Source organism: Pseudomonas asiatica (genome assembly GCF_009932335.1).
GTDB lineage: Bacteria > Pseudomonadota > Gammaproteobacteria > Pseudomonadales > Pseudomonadaceae > Aquipseudomonas > Aquipseudomonas asiatica.
On record NZ_BLJF01000003.1, the window covers coordinates 1,014,459 to 1,034,125 of the forward strand.

A 19,667-nucleotide genomic window follows, 5' to 3' on the forward strand; every position below is an offset into this window, starting at 1 on the left:
ATAGGCAGTCGCCGCGTCGTCGGCTATGGGATTTCGGTGTGCTTGAGCCACTGCAATGAATGCCGGACAATACAGCCCCTGTCTTTGCGACAGAACCTGTTTTCGGCACGCTGCGAAGCGCCGCCACCCAGCCTTGGAAGTGATGCCTGGATGACTACCCATATTCAACGTTCCGCCCTGCTGCCGTATCCCGCCCAGGCGCTCTACGATCTGGTCAACGATGTGGCCAGCTATCCGCAGTTTCTGCCTTGGTGCTCGGCCTCGACGGTGATCGAAGCCAGCGACACGCACATGCGTGCCAAGCTCGAAGTGGCCAAGGGCGGCATGAGCCAGCACTTCGTCACGCGCAATGTACTGGTGCCTGGGCAGTCTATCGAGATGAACCTGGAGGAGGGGCCGTTCACCCAGTTGCATGGCCTTTGGGTGTTCAAGCCGCTGGGTGAAAAGGCCTGCAAGATCAGCCTGGACCTTTCGTTCGACTATGCTGGCCCGCTGGTGCGCGCGACTTTGGGGCCGCTGTTCAACCAGGCGGCAAATACGCTGGTGGATGCGTTTTGCCAGCGTGCCAAGCAACTGAATGCCTGACTGAAACTGCGGCAACAAAAAGCCCGGACCAGGTCCGGGCTTTTTTGTATCTGCTCGCCGCTTATTGAGGCGAGGTTTCCAGCGGAGCCGGAGTCGGGACCGGGGTGGTCTCGATGGTGTCGATTTCGCGCTGGATGGATTCTTCCACCGAACCTGGCTTGGCCGGTTTTTCTTCAGGCTGCGCGGTTGGCTGCTCTGGCTGGTTGGCCGGGCTGACCGTGGTGTCGCTGCTGCCGCCGAGGATTTCCTGGTCGCGGCTGACTCCTGGCATGAAGTCGCCGGACAGGCTCACCAACTGGTCGCTTTCGTTGAAGAACACGCTCATGCGTTCTTGCTGGCGTTTGCCGCCGCCTGGCTGCAGGCTGTACAGGTAATCCCAACGGTTGGTGTTGAAGGTGTCCTGGATTAGCGGGTTACCCATGATAAACCTTACTTGCCGGCGGGTCATTCCGGGGCGCAATTGGTCTATCATGTCTTGCGTAACGACATTGCCCTGCTGGATGTCGATTTTGTAAACCCCGGGAAACGAGCAACCGGCGAGTGCGAGCAGTCCCACTAGGGTGAGGCTGGTTAGCAAGAGCTTGGTGTTTTGCATCGGTGGGCGACTTCCACTATCTTGGCTGGACAACGTAAACCCCGATCATACCCGTATTAAGAGAAGCTGCGAAGCAGCATCGGCGAGAAAGCTGACCATGGTTGAAAATAGCGAATTGCGCAAAGCCGGTCTCAAGGTGACCCTGCCTCGAGTCAAGATCCTTCAGATGCTCGACTCTACCGAGCAGCGTCACATGAGCGCCGAGGATGTCTACAAGGCGCTGATGGAGGCTGGCGAGGACGTGGGCCTGGCCACCGTCTACCGCGTACTGACCCAGTTCGAAGCGGCTGGTCTGGTGGTTCGCCACAACTTCGACGGCGGTCATGCGGTGTTCGAACTGGCCGATGGCGGTCACCACGACCATATGGTCAACGTGGAGACCAGTGAAGTCATCGAGTTCATGGATGCCGAGATCGAGAAACGCCAGCGCGAAATCGTGGCCGAGCATGGCTACGAGCTGGTGGATCACAATCTGGTCCTGTACGTACGTAAAAAGAAGTAACGATTTTTATCGTTATGAATGACAAAGGCGACCTTCGGGTCGCCTTTGTGCTTTCGGGGATCTTGAGCGCGGCGATGGGCCTTGTAGGAGCGGCCTTGTGTCGCGAAAGGGCTGCGCAGCGGCCCCAGGTTTTCAGCTTCGCAGCATAGATTGCCGGGGCCGCTTTGCGGCCCTTTCGCGACACAAGGCCGCTCCTACAGGGAGTGTCAGGCCTTGCCGCTTACCACCATCTTGCGCGCATGCGCCAGGGATTCCTTGGTCAGGTCTATGCCGCCCAGCATCCTCGCCACTTCCTCGACCCGCTCGCGCTTGCCCAGATTGGCCACGGCGGTGTGGGTAGTGTCGCTATTGCGCACCTTGTGTACGAACAGGTGGTGATGACCTTGTGCTGCTACTTGCGGCAGGTGGGTTACGGTCAGCACCTGGCCTCGCTCGCCCAGGCGGCGCAGCAATTGGCCGACGATTTCGGCAGTAGGCCCGCCGATACCGACGTCGACTTCGTCGAACACCAGGGTTGGAATGCGTGAGGTCTGCGCGGTAATCACCTGGATCGCCAGGCTGATGCGGGACAGTTCGCCACCTGAAGCCACCTTGGCCAGGCCCTTGAGCGGTTGGCCAGGGTTGGCGCTGACCAGTAGCTCGATCTGCTCCAGGCCATGAGGCGAAAGGTCTGCTCCCTCATTGGGGGTAAGTGCGATGCAGAAGCGCCCGCCGGGCATGCCCAGGCGCTGGATCTCCTGCTCGACGGCCACTGCCAGCTGCTGGGCAGCCTGTTGGCGTAGTGCGCTGAGCTCGCGAGCCTTCTCTTTATAGTGTTGGGCGAAGGCGGCCAGCTCTTCACCCAACCGCTCGATCGACTCGTCACTGGCGTTCAGGCCCTCCAGCTCTTCCATCAGCTGCTGTTGCAGGTGGGGCAGTTCGGTGGGGTGCACACGGTGTTTGCGCGCCAGCGTATAGATAGTGTCGAGGCGTTCTTCCAGTGCCTGCAAGCGCATGGGGTCGGCGTCGAAGTTGTCGAGGAAACGGTTGAGCTCGCCCACGGCTTCCTCGACCTGAATCTGCGCGCTGGCGATCAGGTTGGCCGCTTCGCCCAGTGCCTTTGGCGAGTTGGGGGCGGCACCCAGGCGGTTGAGGCTGGAGGTGAGGGCGCTGAGCACGTTGCCCGAATCGCTTTCGCTGCACTGGTCGATGACCTGGCGGCAGATGCCGAACAAGGCTTCGGCGCTGGTCAGGTTCTTGTGTTCCTGCTCCAACTGCTCCAGTTCGTATTCACCCAGGCCGAGGTTGTCCAGTTCCTCCAACTGGTAGCTCAGCAGCTGATGGCGGGCGCGCTGCTCATCGCCGGAGTTGGACAGGCGCTCCAGCTCCAGGCGGGTCTGGTTCCAGCGCTTGGCCGCCAGCTGTACCTGACGGGCCAGGTCGACGGCGCCGGCGTACTCGTCGAGCAGGCGGCGATGGGTGTCGGTCTTGAGTAGTGACTGGTGCTCGTGCTGGCTGTGGATATCGATCAGCAGCTCGCCCAGTGCCTTGAGGTCGCCGAGCGGGCAGGGGGTGCCATTGATGTAGCCGCGGCTGCGGCCTTCGGCGGTGATCACCCGGCGCAGGATGCACAGGCCGTCGTTGTCCAGGTCACGCTCGGCCAGCCAGGCATGCGCCTCGGGGATGTCCACCAGGTCGAAGGTGGCGAGGATGTCTGCCTTGTCCGTGCCGGGGCGCACCACGCCACTGTCGGCCCGGTCGCCCAGGGCCAGACCGAGGGCATCAAGCATGATCGATTTGCCTGCACCGGTCTCACCGGTGATGACGGACATGCCTCGGGCGATCTCGAGGTCGAGGTGCTCGACAATCGCGTAGTTGTGAATGGACAGGTGCACCAGCATGGGGCGGCTCCCGAAAGTCAGGTCTGGTTATTTATACAGTACTTTTTTCAGGCCTGCCAATGCCCCTTGGCAGATTCTGTTGCAGCCGGGAAAACGACCTTGCCCCTTGAAGCTGGTTTTTCCGGCCCCATATAGCCGACATCAAAGGCGAGCCTGGCTCGCAGTCCACAAAATTGCGCAGGAGAGACCCCATGGCTGACGAACAGCTGAACGAGAAAGACCTTAACGTCGAAGAGACCGGTGCAGGTAATGCTGCCGATGCCCGCGTCCTGGAACTCGAGGAGCAGCTGGCCGCCGCCAAGGACCAGGCGCTGCGCGCCGTTGCCGACGTGCAGAACGCTCGTCGTCGTGCCGAGCAGGATGTCGAGAAAGCCCACAAGTTTGCCCTCGAGAAGTTCTCGGGCGACCTGCTGCCGGTGATCGACAGCCTGGAACTGGCCCTGGCGCACTCCAGTGCCGACGATGAGCATGTCAAGCAGATCCGCGAGGGTGTCGAGCTGACCCTGAAGATGTTCCAGGACACTCTCAAGCGCTACAACCTCGAAGCAGTCGACCCGCACGGCCAGCCGTTCAACCCAGAGCACCACCAGGCCATGGCCATGCAGGAAAACGCCGAAGTGGAGCCGAACAGCGTGCTGAACGTGTTCCAGAAGGGCTATCTGCTCAACGGTCGTCTGCTGCGCCCCGCCATGGTGGTGGTCAGCAAGGCGCCAAGCGCGGCGCAACCCTCGATCAATGAAAAGGCTTGAAATCCATCCGGGCATCCCCATCTAGGTGTCAAGCCTTCAAGTATTACCGCAGTTGGCCAAAGTAGTCGCTGCTACCAAATTCAAGTTTCGGGAGAGTTAACATGGGTAAAATCATCGGTATCGACCTGGGGACCACCAACTCGTGCGTCTCTGTTCTGGAAAACGGTAACGTCAAGGTCATCGAAAACGCCGAAGGTGCGCGTACCACCCCTTCGATCGTGGCCTACGCCAATGACGGCGAAATCCTGGTTGGTCAGTCGGCCAAGCGTCAGGCGGTCACCAACCCGCACAACACTCTGTTCGCAGTGAAGCGCCTGATCGGCCGCCGCTTCGAAGAAGATGTTGTACAGAAAGACATCAAGCTGGTGCCTTACAAGATCGTCAAGGCCAGCAATGGCGACGCCTGGGTACAGGCCAGTGGCAAGGACATGGCTCCGCCGCAGATCAGCGCCGAAGTCCTGAAGAAAATGAAGAAAACCGCCGAAGACTACCTCGGCGAGCCAGTTACCGAAGCGGTCATCACCGTTCCGGCCTACTTCAATGACAGTCAGCGTCAGGCCACCAAGGATGCCGGTCGCATCGCTGGTCTGGATGTAAAACGCATCATCAACGAGCCGACTGCCGCTGCACTGGCTTACGGCATGGACAAGGCCAAGGGCGACCACACCGTCATCGTTTATGACCTGGGTGGTGGTACCTTCGACGTTTCGGTCATCGAGATTGCCGAAGTCGACGGTGAGCACCAGTTCGAAGTACTGGCTACCAACGGCGACACCTTCCTGGGTGGCGAAGACTTCGACATGCGCCTGATCGACTACCTCGTCGACGAGTTCAAGAAAGAGTCCGGCATGGACCTGAAGAACGATCCGCTGGCACTGCAGCGTCTGAAAGAAGCCGCTGAAAAGGCCAAGATCGAACTGTCCTCCGCTCAGTCGACCGACGTAAACCTGCCTTACATCACTGCAGACGCTACCGGTCCGAAGCACCTGAACGTGAAGATTTCCCGCGCCAAGCTGGAATCGCTGGTCGAAGACCTGGTTGCCCGTACCATCGAGCCTTGCCGTATCGCCCTGAAGGACGCCGGTATCGATGCAAGCAAGATCGACGACGTGATCCTGGTCGGTGGCCAGACCCGTATGCCGCTGGTGCAGAAAGCCGTTGCCGACTTCTTCGGTAAAGAAGCGCGCAAGGACGTCAACCCGGACGAAGCCGTGGCCATGGGTGCTGCCATCCAGGGCGCGGTGCTGGCTGGTGACGTCAAAGACGTACTGCTGCTGGACGTCAGCCCGCTGACCCTTGGTATCGAAACCATGGGTGGCGTGATGACTTCGCTGATCGAGAAGAACACCACCATCCCGACCAAGAAGTCGCAGGTGTTCTCGACTGCCGACGACAACCAGGGTGCCGTGACCATTCACGTGCTGCAGGGTGAGCGCAAGCAGGCTGCACAGAACAAGTCGCTGGGCAAGTTCGACCTGGCTGACATTCCGCCGGCTCCACGTGGCGTTCCGCAGATCGAAGTAACCTTCGACATCGACGCCAACGGCATCCTGCACGTCAGTGCCAAGGACAAGGCTACCGGCAAGTCGCAGTCGATCGTGATCAAGGCCAACTCCGGCCTGTCGGACGAAGAGATCGAGCGCATGGTGCGTGACGCCGAGGCCAACGCTGAGGAAGACCGCAAGTTCGAAGAGCTGGCCGCTGCCCGTAACCAGGGTGATGCGCTGGTTCACTCGACCCGCAAGATGGTCGCTGACGCTGGTGACAAGGTTACCGCTGAAGAGAAAGCCGCCATCGAGGCTGCCGTTGTTGCCCTGGAAGCCGCTGTCAAAGGCGACGACAAGGCTGCCATCGACGCCAAGGTCGAGGAGCTGTCCAAGGTTTCGGCGCCGGTTGCCCAGAAGATGTACGCCGAGCAGTCGGCCGAACAGCCTCAGGGCGGCGCACAGCAGGCCGAGCCGGAAGCCAAGCACGATGACGTGGTTGACGCTGAGTTCGAAGAAGTGAAAGACAACAACAAACAGTAATCCCTGCATGTTGTCGGCCAGTTCACTGCCGTTTGGTGGTGAGCTGGTAGGATGTCGCCGCGCGGGGGCTTGCTCCCGCGTTGGCGTATCTGGAATTCGAGAATTTTTACAGCATCTGTCGGTGGCCCTGGTGGGCAAAGGGCGGGTGCTGATGGCGCGGCGTAGATGCCAGACGCCCAACAAGGTGCAAATGACCTATGTCCAAGCGTGATTATTATGAGGTATTGGGTGTCGAGCGCGGCGCCAGCGAATCAGACCTCAAGAAGGCTTACCGTCGCCTGGCGATGAAGTACCATCCGGACCGCAACCCAGGCGACAAAGAGTCGGAAGACAAGTTCAAGGAGGCCAACGAGGCCTACGAAGTGCTGTCTGACGCCAGCAAGCGTGCTGCGTTCGACCAGTACGGTCATGCGGGTGTGGACCCGAGCATGGGTGGTGGTGGCGCAGGTTTCGGTGGTGCCAACTTCTCCGACATCTTCGGCGATGTGTTCAGCGACTTCTTCGGGGGTGGCCGCGGCGGCTCGCGTGGTGGTGCCCAGCGCGGCAGTGACCTGCGCTACACACTGGAACTGAACCTGGAAGAAGCGGTACGTGGCACCACGGTCAGCATCCGTGTGCCCACGCTGGTCAACTGCCAGCCGTGCGACGGCTCCGGTGCCAAGAAGGGCTCGACCCCGTCCACCTGCCCGACTTGTGGCGGTATCGGCCAGGTGCGCATGCAACAGGGCTTCTTCTCGGTACAGCAGACCTGCCCGCGCTGCCATGGCCAGGGCAAGATCATTACCGACCCCTGCACCTCGTGCCACGGCGAAGGCCGTGTCGAGGAATACAAGACGCTGTCGGTCAAGGTGCCGGCAGGTGTCGATACTGGCGACCGCATCCGCCTCTCGGGCGAGGGCGAGGCTGGTACCCATGGTGGCCCGACCGGCGATCTGTATGTAGTGATCAACGTGCGTGAGCACGAGATCTTCCAGCGTGATGGCAAGCACCTGTACTGCGAAGTGCCAATCAGCTACACCGATGCTGCCTTGGGTGGCGAACTGGAGGTGCCGACCCTCGATGGTCGGGTGAAGCTGAAGATCCCGGAGGGTACCCAGACCGGCAAGCAGTTCCGCCTGCGCGGCAAGGGTGTTGCCCCGGTGCGCGGTGGTGGTGCGGGCGACCTGCTGTGTCGTGTGGCGGTGGAAACCCCGGTCAATCTCAGTCGTCGTCAGCGCGAGTTGCTCGAAGAGCTGCGTGATTCGCTGGAAGGCGATAGCTCTCACTCGCCCAAGGCCAGTGGCTGGTTCGATGGCGTGAAGCGCTTCTTCGGCGATCTCTGACAAGGAAATGGCTATGCGACGTATTGCAGTGATGGGTGCGGCAGGGCGGATGGGCAAGACCCTCGTCGAGGCCGTGCAGCAACAGGCCCCCCAGGCGGGCCTGACGGCGGCGATAGACCGCCCGGACAGCTCGCTGGTTGGGGCTGATGCTGGTGAGTTGGCGGCCTTGGGTCGTATTGGTGTGCCGATTTCCGACGACTTGTCCAAGGTGGTCGACGAGTTCGACGTGCTGATCGATTTCACTCACCCTTCGGTGACCCTGAAGAACCTGGCGTTCTGCCGCAAGGCGGGCAAGGCCATGGTCATTGGTACTACTGGCTTCACGCCGGAAGAGAAGCAGCTGCTGGCCGAGGCTGGCAAGGAAATCCCGATCGTTTTTGCCGCCAACTTCAGCGTCGGCGTCAACCTGTGCCTTAAGCTGCTGGATACCGCAGCGCGCGTGCTGGGTGACGATGTGGATATCGAAATCCTCGAAGCGCACCACCGGCACAAGGTCGATGCGCCGTCGGGCACCGCGCTGCGCATGGGTGAAGTGGTTGCCCAGGCGCTGGGTCGCAACCTGCAGGAAGTGGCCGTGTATGGCCGTGAAGGGCAGACCGGTGCACGTGAGCGTCAGACCATCGGCTTCGCCACCGTGCGTGCTGGAGATGTGGTGGGTGACCATACCGTGCTGTTCGCAGCCGAAGGCGAGCGCGTGGAGATCACCCACAAGGCTTCCAGCCGCATGACCTTCGCCAAGGGTGCCGTACGTGCGGCGCTGTGGCTGGACGGGCGTGAGCCTGGCCTGTATGACATGCAGGATGTGCTCGAGCTGCGTTAAGCAGTTGGAGCCGTGCTGGCTTCTTCGCGGGGTTGCCCGCGAATGAAGCCAGCACAGATGTCAGCCTGTCGCATTGATGTGTTTTAGAGGCACATCCGCGGTAGACCGAAAACGCACTTTTCTGTAAGCTACAGCTTTAGTGTGTCCACTAAAAGCGCGCAGCGAATTGAATTCAGCACATGAAAGCGGGGTGACGTGTCCATACGTCACTCCGCTTTTTTGCAACCTGCGATCGCCCTTTCATGCTTGATTTACGGGAGGTCTTCTTGACAAAGCCAGCCATACTCGCCCTTGCCGACGGCAGTATTTTCCGCGGTGAAGCTATCGGTGCCGACGGTCAGACCGTTGGTGAGGTGGTATTCAACACCGCTATGACCGGCTACCAGGAAATCCTTACAGACCCTTCCTATGCGCAGCAAATCGTTACCCTGACCTACCCGCACATCGGCAATACCGGTACTACCCCGGAAGACGCCGAGTCGAACCGCGTCTGGTCCGCTGGCCTGGTCATTCGTGACCTGCCGCTGCTGGCCAGCAACTGGCGTAACACCCAGTCGCTGCCTGAGTACCTCAAGGCCAACAACGTCGTCGCCATCGCCGGCATCGACACCCGTCGCCTGACCCGAATCCTGCGTGAAAAGGGCGCTCAGAACGGTTGCATCCTCGCCGGTGACAACATCAGCGAAGAAGCCGCCATCGCCGCTGCCCGCGCTTTCCCGGGTCTGAAGGGCATGGACCTGGCCAAGGTCGTTTCCACCAAGGAACGCTACGAGTGGCGCTCCAGCGTGTGGGAACTGAAGACCGACAGCCACCCGACCATCGAAGCCGCTGACCTGCCTTACCACGTGGTCGCCTTCGACTACGGCGTCAAGCTGAACATCCTGCGCATGCTGGTTGCCCGTGGCTGCCGCGTGACCGTGGTGCCGGCCCAGACTCCGGCCAGCGAAGTGCTGGCACTCAACCCGGACGGCGTGTTCCTGTCCAACGGCCCTGGTGACCCCGAGCCTTGCGACTACGCCATCCAGGCGATCAAGGAAATCCTCGAGACCGAGATCCCGGTATTCGGTATCTGCCTGGGCCACCAGCTGCTGGCCCTGGCTTCTGGCGCCAAGACCGTGAAAATGGGTCATGGCCACCACGGTGCCAACCACCCGGTCCAGGATCTGGACACCGGTGTGGTCATGATCACCAGCCAGAACCACGGCTTTGCCGTTGACGAGGCCACCCTGCCGGGCAACGTCCGCGCCATCCACAAGTCGCTGTTCGACGGCACCCTGCAGGGTATCGAGCGTACCGACAAGAGCGCGTTCAGCTTCCAGGGCCACCCTGAAGCGAGCCCAGGCCCGACCGACGTCGCGCCACTGTTCGATCGTTTCATCGATGCCATGGCCAAGCGCCGCTGAGCATCCTGCTTCAAGGCCCCGGGCCGGCTTGCGCCGCGCCCGGAAGCGCCTGACCCAGATTGTTCAAAGCGGCTTGCCGACTGACCCCGGATTTGAGTGACAACCATGCCAAAACGTACAGATATCAAAAGCATCCTGATTCTCGGCGCTGGCCCGATCGTGATCGGCCAGGCCTGCGAATTCGACTACTCCGGCGCCCAGGCCTGTAAAGCCCTGCGCGAGGAAGGTTTCCGCGTCATCCTGGTGAACTCCAACCCAGCCACCATCATGACCGACCCGGCCATGGCCGACGCCACCTACATCGAGCCGATCAAGTGGCAGTCGGTGGCCAAGATCATCGAGAAAGAGCGCCCGGACGCACTGCTGCCGACCATGGGTGGCCAGACTGCACTGAACTGCGCCCTGGACCTGGAGCGCCACGGCGTTCTGGAAAAGTTCGGCGTGGAAATGATCGGTGCCAATGCCGACACCATCGACAAGGCCGAAGACCGCTCGCGCTTCGACAAGGCCATGAAAGACATCGGCCTGGAGTGCCCGCGCTCCGGTATCGCCCACAGCATGGAAGAAGCCAACGCCGTCCTCGAGCGCCTGGGCTTCCCGTGCATCATCCGTCCATCGTTCACCATGGGCGGCACCGGTGGTGGTATCGCCTACAACCGTGAAGAATTCGAAGAAATCTGCGCCCGTGGCCTGGACCTGTCGCCGACCAAGGAACTGCTGATCGACGAATCGCTGATCGGCTGGAAGGAATACGAGATGGAGGTTGTCCGCGACAAGAAGGACAACTGCATCATCGTCTGCTCGATCGAGAACTTCGATCCGATGGGCGTGCACACCGGTGACTCGATCACTGTCGCCCCGGCACAGACCCTGACTGACAAGGAATACCAGATCATGCGCAACGCCTCCCTGGCGGTGCTGCGTGAAATCGGTGTTGAAACCGGCGGTTCCAACGTGCAGTTCGGTATCTGCCCGAACACAGGCCGCATGGTCGTGATCGAGATGAACCCGCGCGTTTCGCGTTCCTCGGCGCTGGCCTCCAAGGCCACTGGCTTCCCGATCGCCAAGATCGCTGCCAAGCTGGCTGTCGGCTACACCCTCGACGAACTGCAGAACGACATCACCGGCGGCCGCACCCCGGCGTCCTTCGAGCCGTCGATCGACTACGTCGTCACCAAGCTGCCGCGCTTCGCCTTCGAGAAATTCCCGAAAGCCGACGCCCGCCTGACCACCCAGATGAAGTCCGTGGGTGAAGTCATGGCCATCGGCCGTACCTTCCAGGAGTCTCTGCAGAAAGCTCTGCGCGGCCTGGAAGTCGGCGCCTGCGGCCTCGACCCGAAAGTCGACCTGGCCAACCCCGAAGCCAGCAGCATCCTCAAGCGCGAGCTGACCGTACCGGGCGCCGAGCGTATCTGGTACGTGGCTGACGCCATGCGTGCCGGCATGACCTGCGAGCAGATCTTCGACCTGACCGGCATCGACATGTGGTTCCTGGTGCAGATGGAAGACCTGATCAAGGAAGAAGAGAAGGTCAAGACCCTGGCCCTGTCGTCGATCGACAAGGACTACATGCTGCGCCTCAAGCGCAAGGGCTTCTCTGACCAGCGCCTGGCCAAGCTGTTGGGTATCACCGACAAGAACCTGCGCCGTCACCGCCACAAGCTGGAAGTGTTCCCGGTGTACAAGCGCGTCGACACCTGCGCTGCTGAATTCGCTACCGACACCGCCTACCTGTACTCCACCTACGAGGAAGAGTGCGAGGCCAACCCGTCGACCCGCGACAAGATCATGATCCTGGGTGGCGGCCCTAACCGTATCGGCCAGGGTATCGAGTTCGACTACTGCTGCGTACACGCCGCACTGGCGCTGCGTGAAGACGGTTACGAGACCATCATGGTCAACTGCAACCCGGAAACCGTCTCCACCGACTACGACACATCCGACCGCCTGTACTTCGAGCCGCTGACCCTGGAAGACGTGCTGGAAGTGTGCCGTGTCGAGAAGCCGAAAGGCGTGATCGTCCACTACGGTGGCCAGACCCCGCTGAAACTGGCCCGCGCCCTGGAAGAAGCCGGCGTACCGATCATCGGTACCAGCCCGGATGCCATCGACCGCGCTGAAGACCGCGAGCGCTTCCAGCAGATGGTTCAGCGCCTGAACCTGCTGCAGCCGCCAAATGCCACCGTGCGCAGCGAAGAAGAAGCCATCAGCGCTGCTGGCGGCATCGGCTATCCGCTGGTAGTGCGCCCGTCCTACGTACTGGGCGGCCGTGCCATGGAAATCGTCTACGAGCTGGACGAGCTCAAGCGCTACCTGCGCGAAGCCGTGCAGGTGTCCAACGACAGCCCTGTACTGCTCGACCACTTCCTCAACTGCGCCATCGAGATGGACGTGGATGCGGTGTGCGACGGCACCGATGTGGTGATCGGCGCCATCATGCAGCACATCGAGCAAGCCGGCGTTCACTCCGGTGACTCGGCGTGCTCGCTGCCACCTTACTCGCTGAGCAAGGAAGTGCAGGACGAAGTCCGCGTACAGGTCAAGAAAATGGCCCTGGAACTGGGCGTGGTCGGCCTGATGAACGTGCAGCTGGCCCTGCAGGGCGACAAGATCTACGTCATCGAAGTCAACCCGCGCGCTTCGCGTACCGTGCCGTTCGTCTCCAAGTGCATCGGCACCTCCCTGGCGATGATCGCGGCCCGCGTCATGGCCGGCAAAACCCTGAAAGAGCTGGGCTTCACCCAGGAAATCATCCCTAACTTCTACAGCGTCAAGGAAGCCGTCTTCCCGTTCGCCAAGTTCCCGGGGGTTGACCCGATCCTCGGCCCTGAGATGAAATCGACCGGTGAAGTCATGGGTGTCGGTGACAGCTTCGGTGAAGCCTTCGCCAAAGCCCAGATGGGTGCCAGCGAAGTACTGCCGACCGGCGGTACCGCATTCATCAGCGTGCGTGACGACGACAAGCCGCAAGTGGCTGGCGTTGCCCGCGACCTGATTGCCCTGGGCTTCGAAGTGGTCGCCACTGCCGGCACCGCCAAGGTTATCGAGGCGGCCGGCCTTAAAGTGCGCCGCGTGAACAAGGTGACCGAGGGTCGCCCGCACGTGGTCGACATGATCAAGAACGACGAGGTGTCGCTGATCATCAACACCACCGAAGGCCGCCAGTCGATCGCCGATTCCTACTCGATTCGTCGCAATGCGCTGCAGCACAAAATTTACTGCACCACCACCATTGCGGCCGGTGAAGCCATCTGCGAGGCGCTGAAATTTGGTCCGGAAAAGACCGTTCGTCGCCTGCAGGATCTGCATGCAGGACTGAAAGCATGAGCATTACCAAGTACCCGATGACCGTCCAGGGCGCTCGCGCCCTGGAAGAGGAGCTGCTCTTCCTGAGCAAGACCGAGCGCCCGCGCCTGAGCCAGGCCATTGGTGAAGCGCGCGAACTGGGTGACCTGAAGGAAAATGCCGAATACCACGCTGCTCGTGAAGAGCAGGGCATGGTCGAGGCCCGTATCCGCGATATCGAAGGTCGTCTGCAGAACTCGGTGGTGATCGACGTGACCACCATCCCTCACACCGGCAAGGTGATTTTCGGTACCACCGTGGTACTGGCCAACACCGAAACCGATGAAGAGGTGTCCTATCAGATCGTCGGCGAGGATGAAGCCGACGTGAAACAGGGCAAGCTCTCGAGCGGAGCGCCGATTGCCCGTGCCATCATCGGCAAGGAAGAAGGTGATACTGTCGTCGTCAAGACGCCTAGCGGCGCGGTCGAGTACGAGATTGTCGAAGTCAAGCACATCTGACCGGCGCCTGCGGGCGCCATCCCTCGAGGGGATCCTCTGGCAGCTGGCCCAGGTTTTCTGGGTCGGCGGCTTGTGGGTGTTTCACGTGGGGTTGGTGCCCGCGCTCAAGGTCAGTGGCCTGGCGCCGCTGCTGGTGCAGGATGTCGCCGGGCAGATCGACCGCTGGTTGATCGGCGTGGCGCTGCTTGGCTTGTTGACCCAGCTGGCAGTGCTGGCAAGGGTGGACGGCCTGTCGGCCTGGTGGCGGCAGTTCCGCGGCCAGATGCTGCTGCTCGGCTTCGGTGCCTGCGTGGGGTATTACACCTTGCGCTACGGTATGTCCGTTGGCGAGCGTTGGCAGCTGCTCTGTTTCCTGGTGCTGGGCTTTTCCGGCATCGTGCTGGTTGCCCAGCCGGTTCCGGTCAAGGTGCGCCGCTAAGCGGCTCGAGATCGCTGGGGCCGCTTCGCGGCCCATCGCCGGCAAGCCGGCTCCCACACCGACCGCATCGAATTCAGGCCATGCGCCGTACCTGTGGGAGCTGGCTTGCCGGCGATGGGCTGCGCAGCAGCCCCTTTGCCGTTACTTGTAACGGTGGATATTGGACAGTTGCTTGTTCGGCTGTGGGTTCTTGCGGTAGATCAGCGCTTTCTTGCCGATGGTCTGCACCAGTTCGGCACGGCCGGCCTTGCACAGTTCGGCAATGGTCTCGGCGCGCTCTTCGCGGTCTTCCGAGCGAATTTCGACCTTGATCAGCTCATGGTCGACCAAGGCGCGCTCCAGTTCGGCGATGACGCCTTCATTCAAACCGTTGCCAGCGACGATCAGGACCGGCTTCAGGTCATGACCAATGGACTTGTATTGCTTCTTCTGCTCGTTATTGAGCGGCATAATCTGACCCTTTCCGTCTGATTCTGTAAAATTGACCGGCATTTTACCCGAGGGCCACCGGCTCCGCCCAGTCAATCACGACGCATATCATCGAGGTGCCCCGTGGTACAACGTTCCAAAAGCAGCGCAAACTGGCTGCGAGAGCATTTCAACGATCCTTTTGTGAAACAGGCACAAAAGGACGGCTACCGCTCGCGTGCGAGCTACAAACTGCTGGAGATCCAGGAAAAGGACCGGCTGATCCGCCCAGGTATGAGCGTGATCGATCTCGGCGCTGCTCCTGGTGGCTGGTCGCAGGTGACCAGTCGTCTGATTGGTGGCCAGGGCCGCCTGATCGCGTCCGACATCCTGGAGATGGACTCGATCCCCGATGTGACCTTCATCCAGGGCGATTTCACCCAGGATGAAGTGCTGCAGCGCATTCTCGAGGCCGTCGGCGATTCGCACGTAGACCTTGTGATTTCCGACATGGCCCCCAATATGAGTGGTACGCCTGCGGTGGACATGCCGCGTGCCATGTTCCTCTGCGAGCTGGCCCTCGATCTGGCAACCCGCGTGCTAAAGCCCGGCGGCGATTTCCTGATCAAGATTTTCCAGGGCGAAGGTTTTGACGTGTACCTCAAGGACGTGCGCAGCAAGTTCGACAAGGTACAGATGCGCAAGCCGTCGTCGTCGCGTGACCGTTCCCGCGAGCAGTACCTGCTGGGCAGGGGTTTCAAAGGGGCATGAAAGGCGTGAAGCGTGGTCGCCGATAGTTATTTCCAATCGGCCGCCGCGTCAGGATCGTCCGAACTTCGTGTAGTCTTGCTTTCACAAAGGGTTACAGACGGTGCCTGCGGCTGCGTAGGTAATGTAGTAAGTTAGGGCGATGAATATCATGCGAGGAACGGCTGCGTCGTGCGCCGACCTCAGAGGGTAGCGAATTGAACGACATGGCAAAGAATCTGATCCTGTGGTTGATCATCGCAGCTGTCCTGGTGACAGTGATGAACAACTTCTCCAGCCCTAACGAGCCGCAGACCCTCAACTATTCCGACTTCATCCAGCAGGTCAAGGATGGCAAGGTCGAGCGTGTGACCGTCGACGGCTACATCATCACCGGCAAGCGCGCCGATGGCGACAATTTCAAGACCGTGCGTCCGGCCATTACCGACAACGGCCTGATTGGCGACCTGGTCGACAATCACGTCATCATCGAAGGCAAGCAGCCTGAGCAGCAGAGCATCTGGACACAGCTGCTGGTAGCGAGCTTCCCGATCCTGGTGATCATCGCCGTGTTCATGTTCTTCATGCGCCAGATGCAGGGCGGAGCGGGGGGCAAGGGCGGGCCGATGAGCTTCGGCAAGAGCAAGGCGCGCCTGTTGTCTGAAGACCAGGTCAAGACCACCCTGGCCGACGTTGCAGGTTGCGACGAAGCCAAGGAAGAAGTCGGCGAGCTGGTCGAGTTCCTGCGCGACCCGGGCAAGTTCCAGCGCCTGGGCGGTCGTATCCCGCGCGGCGTGCTGATGGTCGGCCCGCCCGGTACCGGTAAGACCTTGCTTGCCAAGGCCATCGCCGGCGAAGCGAAGGTGCCATTCTTCACCATTTCCGGTTCGGACTTCGTGGAAATGTTCGTCGGTGTCGGTGCCAGCCGTGTGCGCGACATGTTCGAACAGGCCAAGAAACACGCCCCGTGCATCATCTTCATCGACGAGATCGACGCCGTTGGTCGGCACCGTGGCGCAGGCATGGGTGGCGGTCACGACGAACGTGAGCAAACCCTCAACCAGTTGCTGGTGGAGATGGACGGCTTCGAGATGAACGATGGCATCATCGTCATCGCCGCTACCAACCGTCCGGACGTGCTCGACCCGGCGCTGCTGCGCCCCGGCCGCTTCGACCGTCAGGTAGTGGTGGGCCTGCCGGACATTCGTGGTCGTGAACAGATCCTCAAGGTACACATGCGCAAGGTGCCGGTCGGCGAGAACGTCAACCCGGCGGTCATTGCCCGTGGTACCCCTGGCTTCTCCGGTGCGGACCTGGCCAACCTGGTCAACGAGGCCTCGCTGTTTGCCGCGCGCGCCAACAAGCGCCTGGTCGAAATGAAAGAGTTCGAACTGGCCAAGGACAAGATCATGATGGGCGCCGAGCGCAAGACCATGGTCATGTCCGAGAAAGAAAAGCAGAACACTGCCTACCACGAGGCTGGCCACGCCATTGTCGGTCGCCTGGTGCCTGAGCACGATCCGGTCTACAAGGTTTCGATCATTCCGCGTGGCCGTGCCTTGGGCGTGACCATGTTCCTGCCGGAAGAAGACCGCTACAGCCTGTCCAAGCGCGCACTGATCAGCCAGATCTGCTCGCTGTACGGCGGCCGTATCGCCGAGGAAATGACCTTGGGCTTCGACGGCGTCACTACCGGTGCGTCCAACGACATCATGCGTGCCAGCCAGATCGCCCGCAACATGGTGACCAAGTGGGGCCTTTCCGAAAAACTCGGGCCGCTGATGTACGCCGAGGAAGAAGGTGAGGTGTTCCTGGGTCGCAGTGCTGCGAGCCAGCACGCCAGCGTTTCCGGCGAAACCGCCAAGCTGATCGACTCGGAAGTGCGCAGCATCATCGACCAGTGCTACGCCACGGCCAAGCAGCTGCTCACCGACAACCGTGACAAGCTCGATGCCATGGCCGAAGCGCTGATGAAGTACGAGACCATCGACGCCGAGCAGATTGACGATATCATGGCTGGCCGTACCCCCCGCGAACCGCGCGACTGGGATGATGACTCGGCTTCGGGCAAACCAGCTGCCCAGGGTGATCGCCCGGAATCGCCGATCGGCGGTCCAGCGGCTCAACACTAAGGGCATCTATGAGCTCAGTGCAGTACCCGACCCGGTTGCCTTGCGGCAACCGGGTTCTTGATTTGTCGCGTACCCATGTCATGGGTATTCTCAATATCACCCCTGATTCCTTCTCCGATGGCGGGCGCTTCAACCAGCGTGATGAGGCGTTGCGTCATGCCGAAGCTATGGTTGCCGCAGGTGCCACGCTGATCGACATCGGCGGAGAGTCCACGCGGCCGGGTGCGCGCGCGGTATCGGTGACCGAGGAGCTGGAGCGGGTAGCTCCCATGGTCGAGGCGATCAACAGCCGCCTCGATGTGGTCATCTCGGTCGATACCTCCACGCCAGCCGTCATGCGTGAATCGGCACGCCTCGGTGCAGGGTTGATCAACGACGTGCGTGCCCTGGAGCGCGATGGCGCCCTGGACGCAGCCGCGGATACCGGCCTGCCGGTGTGCCTCATGCACATGCGTGGCGAGCCGGGTAACATGCAGGACGACCCGCATTACGAAGATGTGACCGCCGACGTTACGCGCTACCTTGAACAGCGAATGGTCGCCTGCGCCGCGGCGGGCATCGACGCAAACAGAATCATCCTTGATCCGGGCTTCGGTTTCGCCAAGACACTGTCGCACAATCTGAGCCTGTTCAAGCACATGGAAGCGCTCTATCGCCTTGGGCGCCCGCTGCTGGTGGGTGTTTCACGCAAGAGCATGATCGGCCTGACGCTGGAACGTCCGGTTGGCGAGCGGTTGTATGGCAGCCTTGCGCTGGCGGCGTTGGCCATGACCAAGGGGGCGAGCATCCTTCGTGTCCATGACGTGGCCGAAACCGTTGATGTGGTGCGCATGATCGCTGCGGTGCAAAACGCCGAATAAGAACATTGGAGTCCCTATGAGCAGAAAATACTTTGGTACCGACGGCATTCGTGGCCGCGTCGGCGAATACCCGATCACGCCTGACTTCATGCTGAAGCTTGGCTGGGCGGCCGGCATGGCCTTCCGCAAGCAAGGCCACTGCCGAGTTCTGGTTGGCAAGGACACGCGTATCTCCGGCTACATGTTCGAGTCCGCACTCGAAGCCGGCCTGTCCGCGGCAGGTGCCGATGTGATGCTGCTCGGGCCGATGCCTACGCCGGCCATCGCCTACCTGACGCGTACCTTCCACGCCGAAGCCGGCATCGTCATCAGCGCCTCGCACAACCCGCACGATGACAATGGCATCAAGTTCTTCTCGGGCCAAGGGACCAAGCTACCGGACGAAGTCGAGTTGATGATCGAGGAATTGCTCGATCAGCCGATGACCGTTGTCGAGTCGGGCAAGCTGGGCAAGGTTTCGCGCATCAACGATGCAGCCGGCCGCTACATCGAGTTCTGCAAGAGCAGTGTGCCGACCAGCACCAGCTTCGACGGCCTCAAGCTGGTTGTCGATTGCGCCCACGGTGCCACCTACAAGGTCGCGCCAAGCGTTTTCCGCGAGCTGGGTGCCGAAGTGACCGTGCTGCATGCCCAGCCAGACGGCCTTAACATCAACGAAGGCTGCGGCTCGACTCACATCGAATCGCTTCAGGCAGCAGTGCTGGTAGGCCATGCCGACCTGGGCATTGCCTTTGACGGTGATGGCGACCGCGTGCTGATGGTCGACCACACCGGCGCCATCGTTGATGGTGACGAACTGCTGTTCATCATTGCTCGCGACCTGCAGGAGCGTGGCAAGCTGCAGGGCGGGGTGGTGGGCACGCTGATGAGCAACCTGGGCCTGGAGCTTGCGCTGAAGGAACTGGATATCCCGTTCGTGCGGGCCAAGGTCGGTGACCGTTACGTCATGGCTGAGTTGCTGGAGCGTGAGTGGCTGGTCGGTGGTGAAAACTCCGGTCACGTCGTGTGCTGCAATCACACCACCACTGGTGACGCGATCATCGCTGCGCTGCAGGTGCTGATGGCACTCAAGCGCCGTGGCGAAACCCTGGCCCAGGCTCGTCAGGCCCTGCGCAAGTGCCCGCAGGTGCTTATCAACGTGCGCTATGGCGCCAGCAAGGTCGACCCGCTGGAGCACCCGGCGGTCAACGAAGCCAGTGCCAAGGTGACCGAGGCCTTGGCAGGCCGCGGCCGCGTGCTGCTGCGAAAATCCGGTACCGAGCCGTTGGTGCGGGTGATGGTCGAGGGCGAGGACGAAAGCCAGGTGCGTGCGCACGCAGAAGCGTTGGCCAAACTGGTCGGCGAAGTTTGTGTCTGAAGGCGCTTGCCAGCGCAGATAGGGTTGGGTACTATCTGCGCCCACTTTGACCGACG

17 protein-coding genes are annotated in these 19,667 nt (G+C 61.2%); 14 read left to right on the forward strand and 3 right to left on the reverse strand.

The features are described from left to right. Window positions 1-150: 150 nt before the first annotated feature. A complete protein-coding gene (locus GYA95_RS27210) occupies window positions 151-585 on the forward strand; it encodes a type II toxin-antitoxin system RatA family toxin (protein WP_003258078.1) in 435 nt (144 codons plus the stop codon). Between the two features lie 61 nt (window positions 586-646). On the opposite strand, the gene GYA95_RS27215 is transcribed toward GYA95_RS27210, so the two are convergent. After that, the gene (locus GYA95_RS27215) at window positions 647-1,180 is read right to left on the reverse strand and encodes an outer membrane protein assembly factor BamE (RefSeq protein ID WP_015271871.1); all 534 of its coding nucleotides are present in this window, start codon (window positions 1,178-1,180) and stop codon (window positions 647-649) included. Between the two features lie 97 nt (window positions 1,181-1,277). Here GYA95_RS27215 and fur point away from each other — a divergent pair, with 97 nt between their 5' ends. Continuing rightward, window positions 1,278-1,682: a ferric iron uptake transcriptional regulator gene (fur, locus tag GYA95_RS27220; RefSeq protein WP_015271870.1), complete on the forward strand. Its 405-nt coding sequence runs from the start codon at window positions 1,278-1,280 to the stop codon at window positions 1,680-1,682. Between the two features lie 206 nt (window positions 1,683-1,888). Here fur and recN read toward each other — a convergent pair whose 3' ends face one another. Then, the gene (gene recN / locus GYA95_RS27225; RefSeq protein WP_015271869.1) at window positions 1,889-3,562 is read right to left on the reverse strand and encodes a DNA repair protein RecN; all 1,674 of its coding nucleotides are present in this window, start codon (window positions 3,560-3,562) and stop codon (window positions 1,889-1,891) included. A gap of 191 nt (window positions 3,563-3,753) precedes the next feature. On the opposite strand from recN, the gene grpE reads away from it, so the two are divergent. The 8 genes from grpE to GYA95_RS27265 all read left to right on the forward strand — a co-directional run bounded on the left by grpE (window position 3,754) and on the right by GYA95_RS27265 (window position 14,107). Further along, window positions 3,754-4,311, forward strand: a complete 558-nt coding sequence (gene grpE / locus GYA95_RS27230) for a nucleotide exchange factor GrpE (RefSeq protein ID WP_003258073.1) — start codon at window positions 3,754-3,756, stop codon at window positions 4,309-4,311. 101 nt (window positions 4,312-4,412) lie between these two features. Then, window positions 4,413-6,338, forward strand: a complete 1,926-nt coding sequence (dnaK, locus tag GYA95_RS27235) for a molecular chaperone DnaK (RefSeq protein WP_015271867.1) — start codon at window positions 4,413-4,415, stop codon at window positions 6,336-6,338. 197 nt (window positions 6,339-6,535) lie between these two features. After that, window positions 6,536-7,660 (forward strand): molecular chaperone DnaJ, encoded by a 1,125-nt coding sequence (dnaJ, locus tag GYA95_RS27240; protein ID WP_013974296.1) that lies wholly within the window; start codon window positions 6,536-6,538, stop codon window positions 7,658-7,660. A 13-nt stretch (window positions 7,661-7,673) separates the two neighbouring features. After that, window positions 7,674-8,480, forward strand: a complete 807-nt coding sequence (dapB, locus tag GYA95_RS27245; RefSeq protein WP_015271866.1) for a 4-hydroxy-tetrahydrodipicolinate reductase — start codon at window positions 7,674-7,676, stop codon at window positions 8,478-8,480. 266 nt (window positions 8,481-8,746) lie between these two features. Then, a complete protein-coding gene (carA, locus tag GYA95_RS27250) occupies window positions 8,747-9,883 on the forward strand; it encodes a glutamine-hydrolyzing carbamoyl-phosphate synthase small subunit (protein WP_013974294.1) in 1,137 nt (378 codons plus the stop codon). 105 nt (window positions 9,884-9,988) lie between these two features. Beyond that, window positions 9,989-13,210: a carbamoyl-phosphate synthase large subunit gene (carB, locus tag GYA95_RS27255; RefSeq protein ID WP_015271865.1), complete on the forward strand. Its 3,222-nt coding sequence runs from the start codon at window positions 9,989-9,991 to the stop codon at window positions 13,208-13,210. Then, window positions 13,207-13,689: a transcription elongation factor GreA gene (greA, locus tag GYA95_RS27260; protein ID WP_173585835.1), complete on the forward strand. Its 483-nt coding sequence runs from the start codon at window positions 13,207-13,209 to the stop codon at window positions 13,687-13,689. The genes carB and greA overlap by 4 nt, the downstream gene beginning before the upstream one ends. Continuing rightward, window positions 13,667-14,107: a hypothetical protein gene (locus GYA95_RS27265; protein WP_052329222.1), complete on the forward strand. Its 441-nt coding sequence runs from the start codon at window positions 13,667-13,669 to the stop codon at window positions 14,105-14,107. The genes greA and GYA95_RS27265 overlap by 23 nt, the downstream gene beginning before the upstream one ends. A gap of 141 nt (window positions 14,108-14,248) precedes the next feature. Here the strand turns inward: GYA95_RS27265 and yhbY are convergent, their stop codons facing one another. After that, the gene (yhbY, locus tag GYA95_RS27270; protein ID WP_003249945.1) at window positions 14,249-14,557 is read right to left on the reverse strand and encodes a ribosome assembly RNA-binding protein YhbY; all 309 of its coding nucleotides are present in this window, start codon (window positions 14,555-14,557) and stop codon (window positions 14,249-14,251) included. Between the two features lie 102 nt (window positions 14,558-14,659). Here yhbY and rlmE point away from each other — a divergent pair, with 102 nt between their 5' ends. The 4 genes from rlmE to glmM all read left to right on the forward strand — a co-directional run bounded on the left by rlmE (window position 14,660) and on the right by glmM (window position 19,611). Further along, window positions 14,660-15,286 carry a 23S rRNA (uridine(2552)-2'-O)-methyltransferase RlmE gene (rlmE, locus tag GYA95_RS27275; protein ID WP_015271862.1) on the forward strand — a complete coding sequence of 209 codons (627 nt, stop codon included), beginning with the start codon at window positions 14,660-14,662 and terminating at the stop codon, window positions 15,284-15,286. 203 nt (window positions 15,287-15,489) lie between these two features. After that, window positions 15,490-17,394 (forward strand): ATP-dependent zinc metalloprotease FtsH, encoded by a 1,905-nt coding sequence (gene ftsH, locus GYA95_RS27280; RefSeq protein ID WP_015271861.1) that lies wholly within the window; start codon window positions 15,490-15,492, stop codon window positions 17,392-17,394. An 8-nt stretch (window positions 17,395-17,402) separates the two neighbouring features. Then, window positions 17,403-18,254: a dihydropteroate synthase gene (gene folP, locus GYA95_RS27285; RefSeq protein ID WP_015271860.1), complete on the forward strand. Its 852-nt coding sequence runs from the start codon at window positions 17,403-17,405 to the stop codon at window positions 18,252-18,254. A 16-nt stretch (window positions 18,255-18,270) separates the two neighbouring features. Next, on the forward strand, window positions 18,271-19,611 hold the full coding sequence (gene glmM, locus GYA95_RS27290; protein ID WP_015271859.1) for a phosphoglucosamine mutase: 1,341 nt from the start codon (window positions 18,271-18,273) through the stop codon (window positions 19,609-19,611). Window positions 19,612-19,667: the final 56 nt, after the last annotated feature.

Excerpts from the sequence above, each read along its gene's own strand:
- carB (WP_015271865.1), top strand. The coding sequence starts at position 9,989 with ATGCCAAAACGTACAGATATCAAAAGCATCCTGATTCTCGGCGCTGGC.
- greA (WP_173585835.1), top strand. The coding sequence starts at position 13,207 with ATGAGCATTACCAAGTACCCGATGACCGTCCAGGGCGCTCGCGCCCTG.
- fur (WP_015271870.1), top strand. The coding sequence starts at position 1,278 with ATGGTTGAAAATAGCGAATTGCGCAAAGCCGGTCTCAAGGTGACCCTG.
- glmM (WP_015271859.1), top strand. The coding sequence starts at position 18,271 with ATGAGCAGAAAATACTTTGGTACCGACGGCATTCGTGGCCGCGTCGGC.
- yhbY (WP_003249945.1), bottom strand. The coding sequence starts at position 14,557 with ATGCCGCTCAATAACGAGCAGAAGAAGCAATACAAGTCCATTGGTCAT.
- grpE (WP_003258073.1), top strand. The coding sequence starts at position 3,754 with ATGGCTGACGAACAGCTGAACGAGAAAGACCTTAACGTCGAAGAGACC.
- dnaJ (WP_013974296.1), top strand. The coding sequence starts at position 6,536 with ATGTCCAAGCGTGATTATTATGAGGTATTGGGTGTCGAGCGCGGCGCC.
- dapB (WP_015271866.1), top strand. The coding sequence starts at position 7,674 with ATGCGACGTATTGCAGTGATGGGTGCGGCAGGGCGGATGGGCAAGACC.
- ftsH (WP_015271861.1), top strand. The coding sequence starts at position 15,490 with ATGGCAAAGAATCTGATCCTGTGGTTGATCATCGCAGCTGTCCTGGTG.
- folP (WP_015271860.1), top strand. The coding sequence starts at position 17,403 with ATGAGCTCAGTGCAGTACCCGACCCGGTTGCCTTGCGGCAACCGGGTT.
- dnaK (WP_015271867.1), top strand. The coding sequence starts at position 4,413 with ATGGGTAAAATCATCGGTATCGACCTGGGGACCACCAACTCGTGCGTC.
- GYA95_RS27215 (WP_015271871.1), bottom strand. The coding sequence starts at position 1,180 with ATGCAAAACACCAAGCTCTTGCTAACCAGCCTCACCCTAGTGGGACTG.
- GYA95_RS27210 (WP_003258078.1), top strand. The coding sequence starts at position 151 with ATGACTACCCATATTCAACGTTCCGCCCTGCTGCCGTATCCCGCCCAG.
- recN (WP_015271869.1), bottom strand. The coding sequence starts at position 3,562 with ATGCTGGTGCACCTGTCCATTCACAACTACGCGATTGTCGAGCACCTC.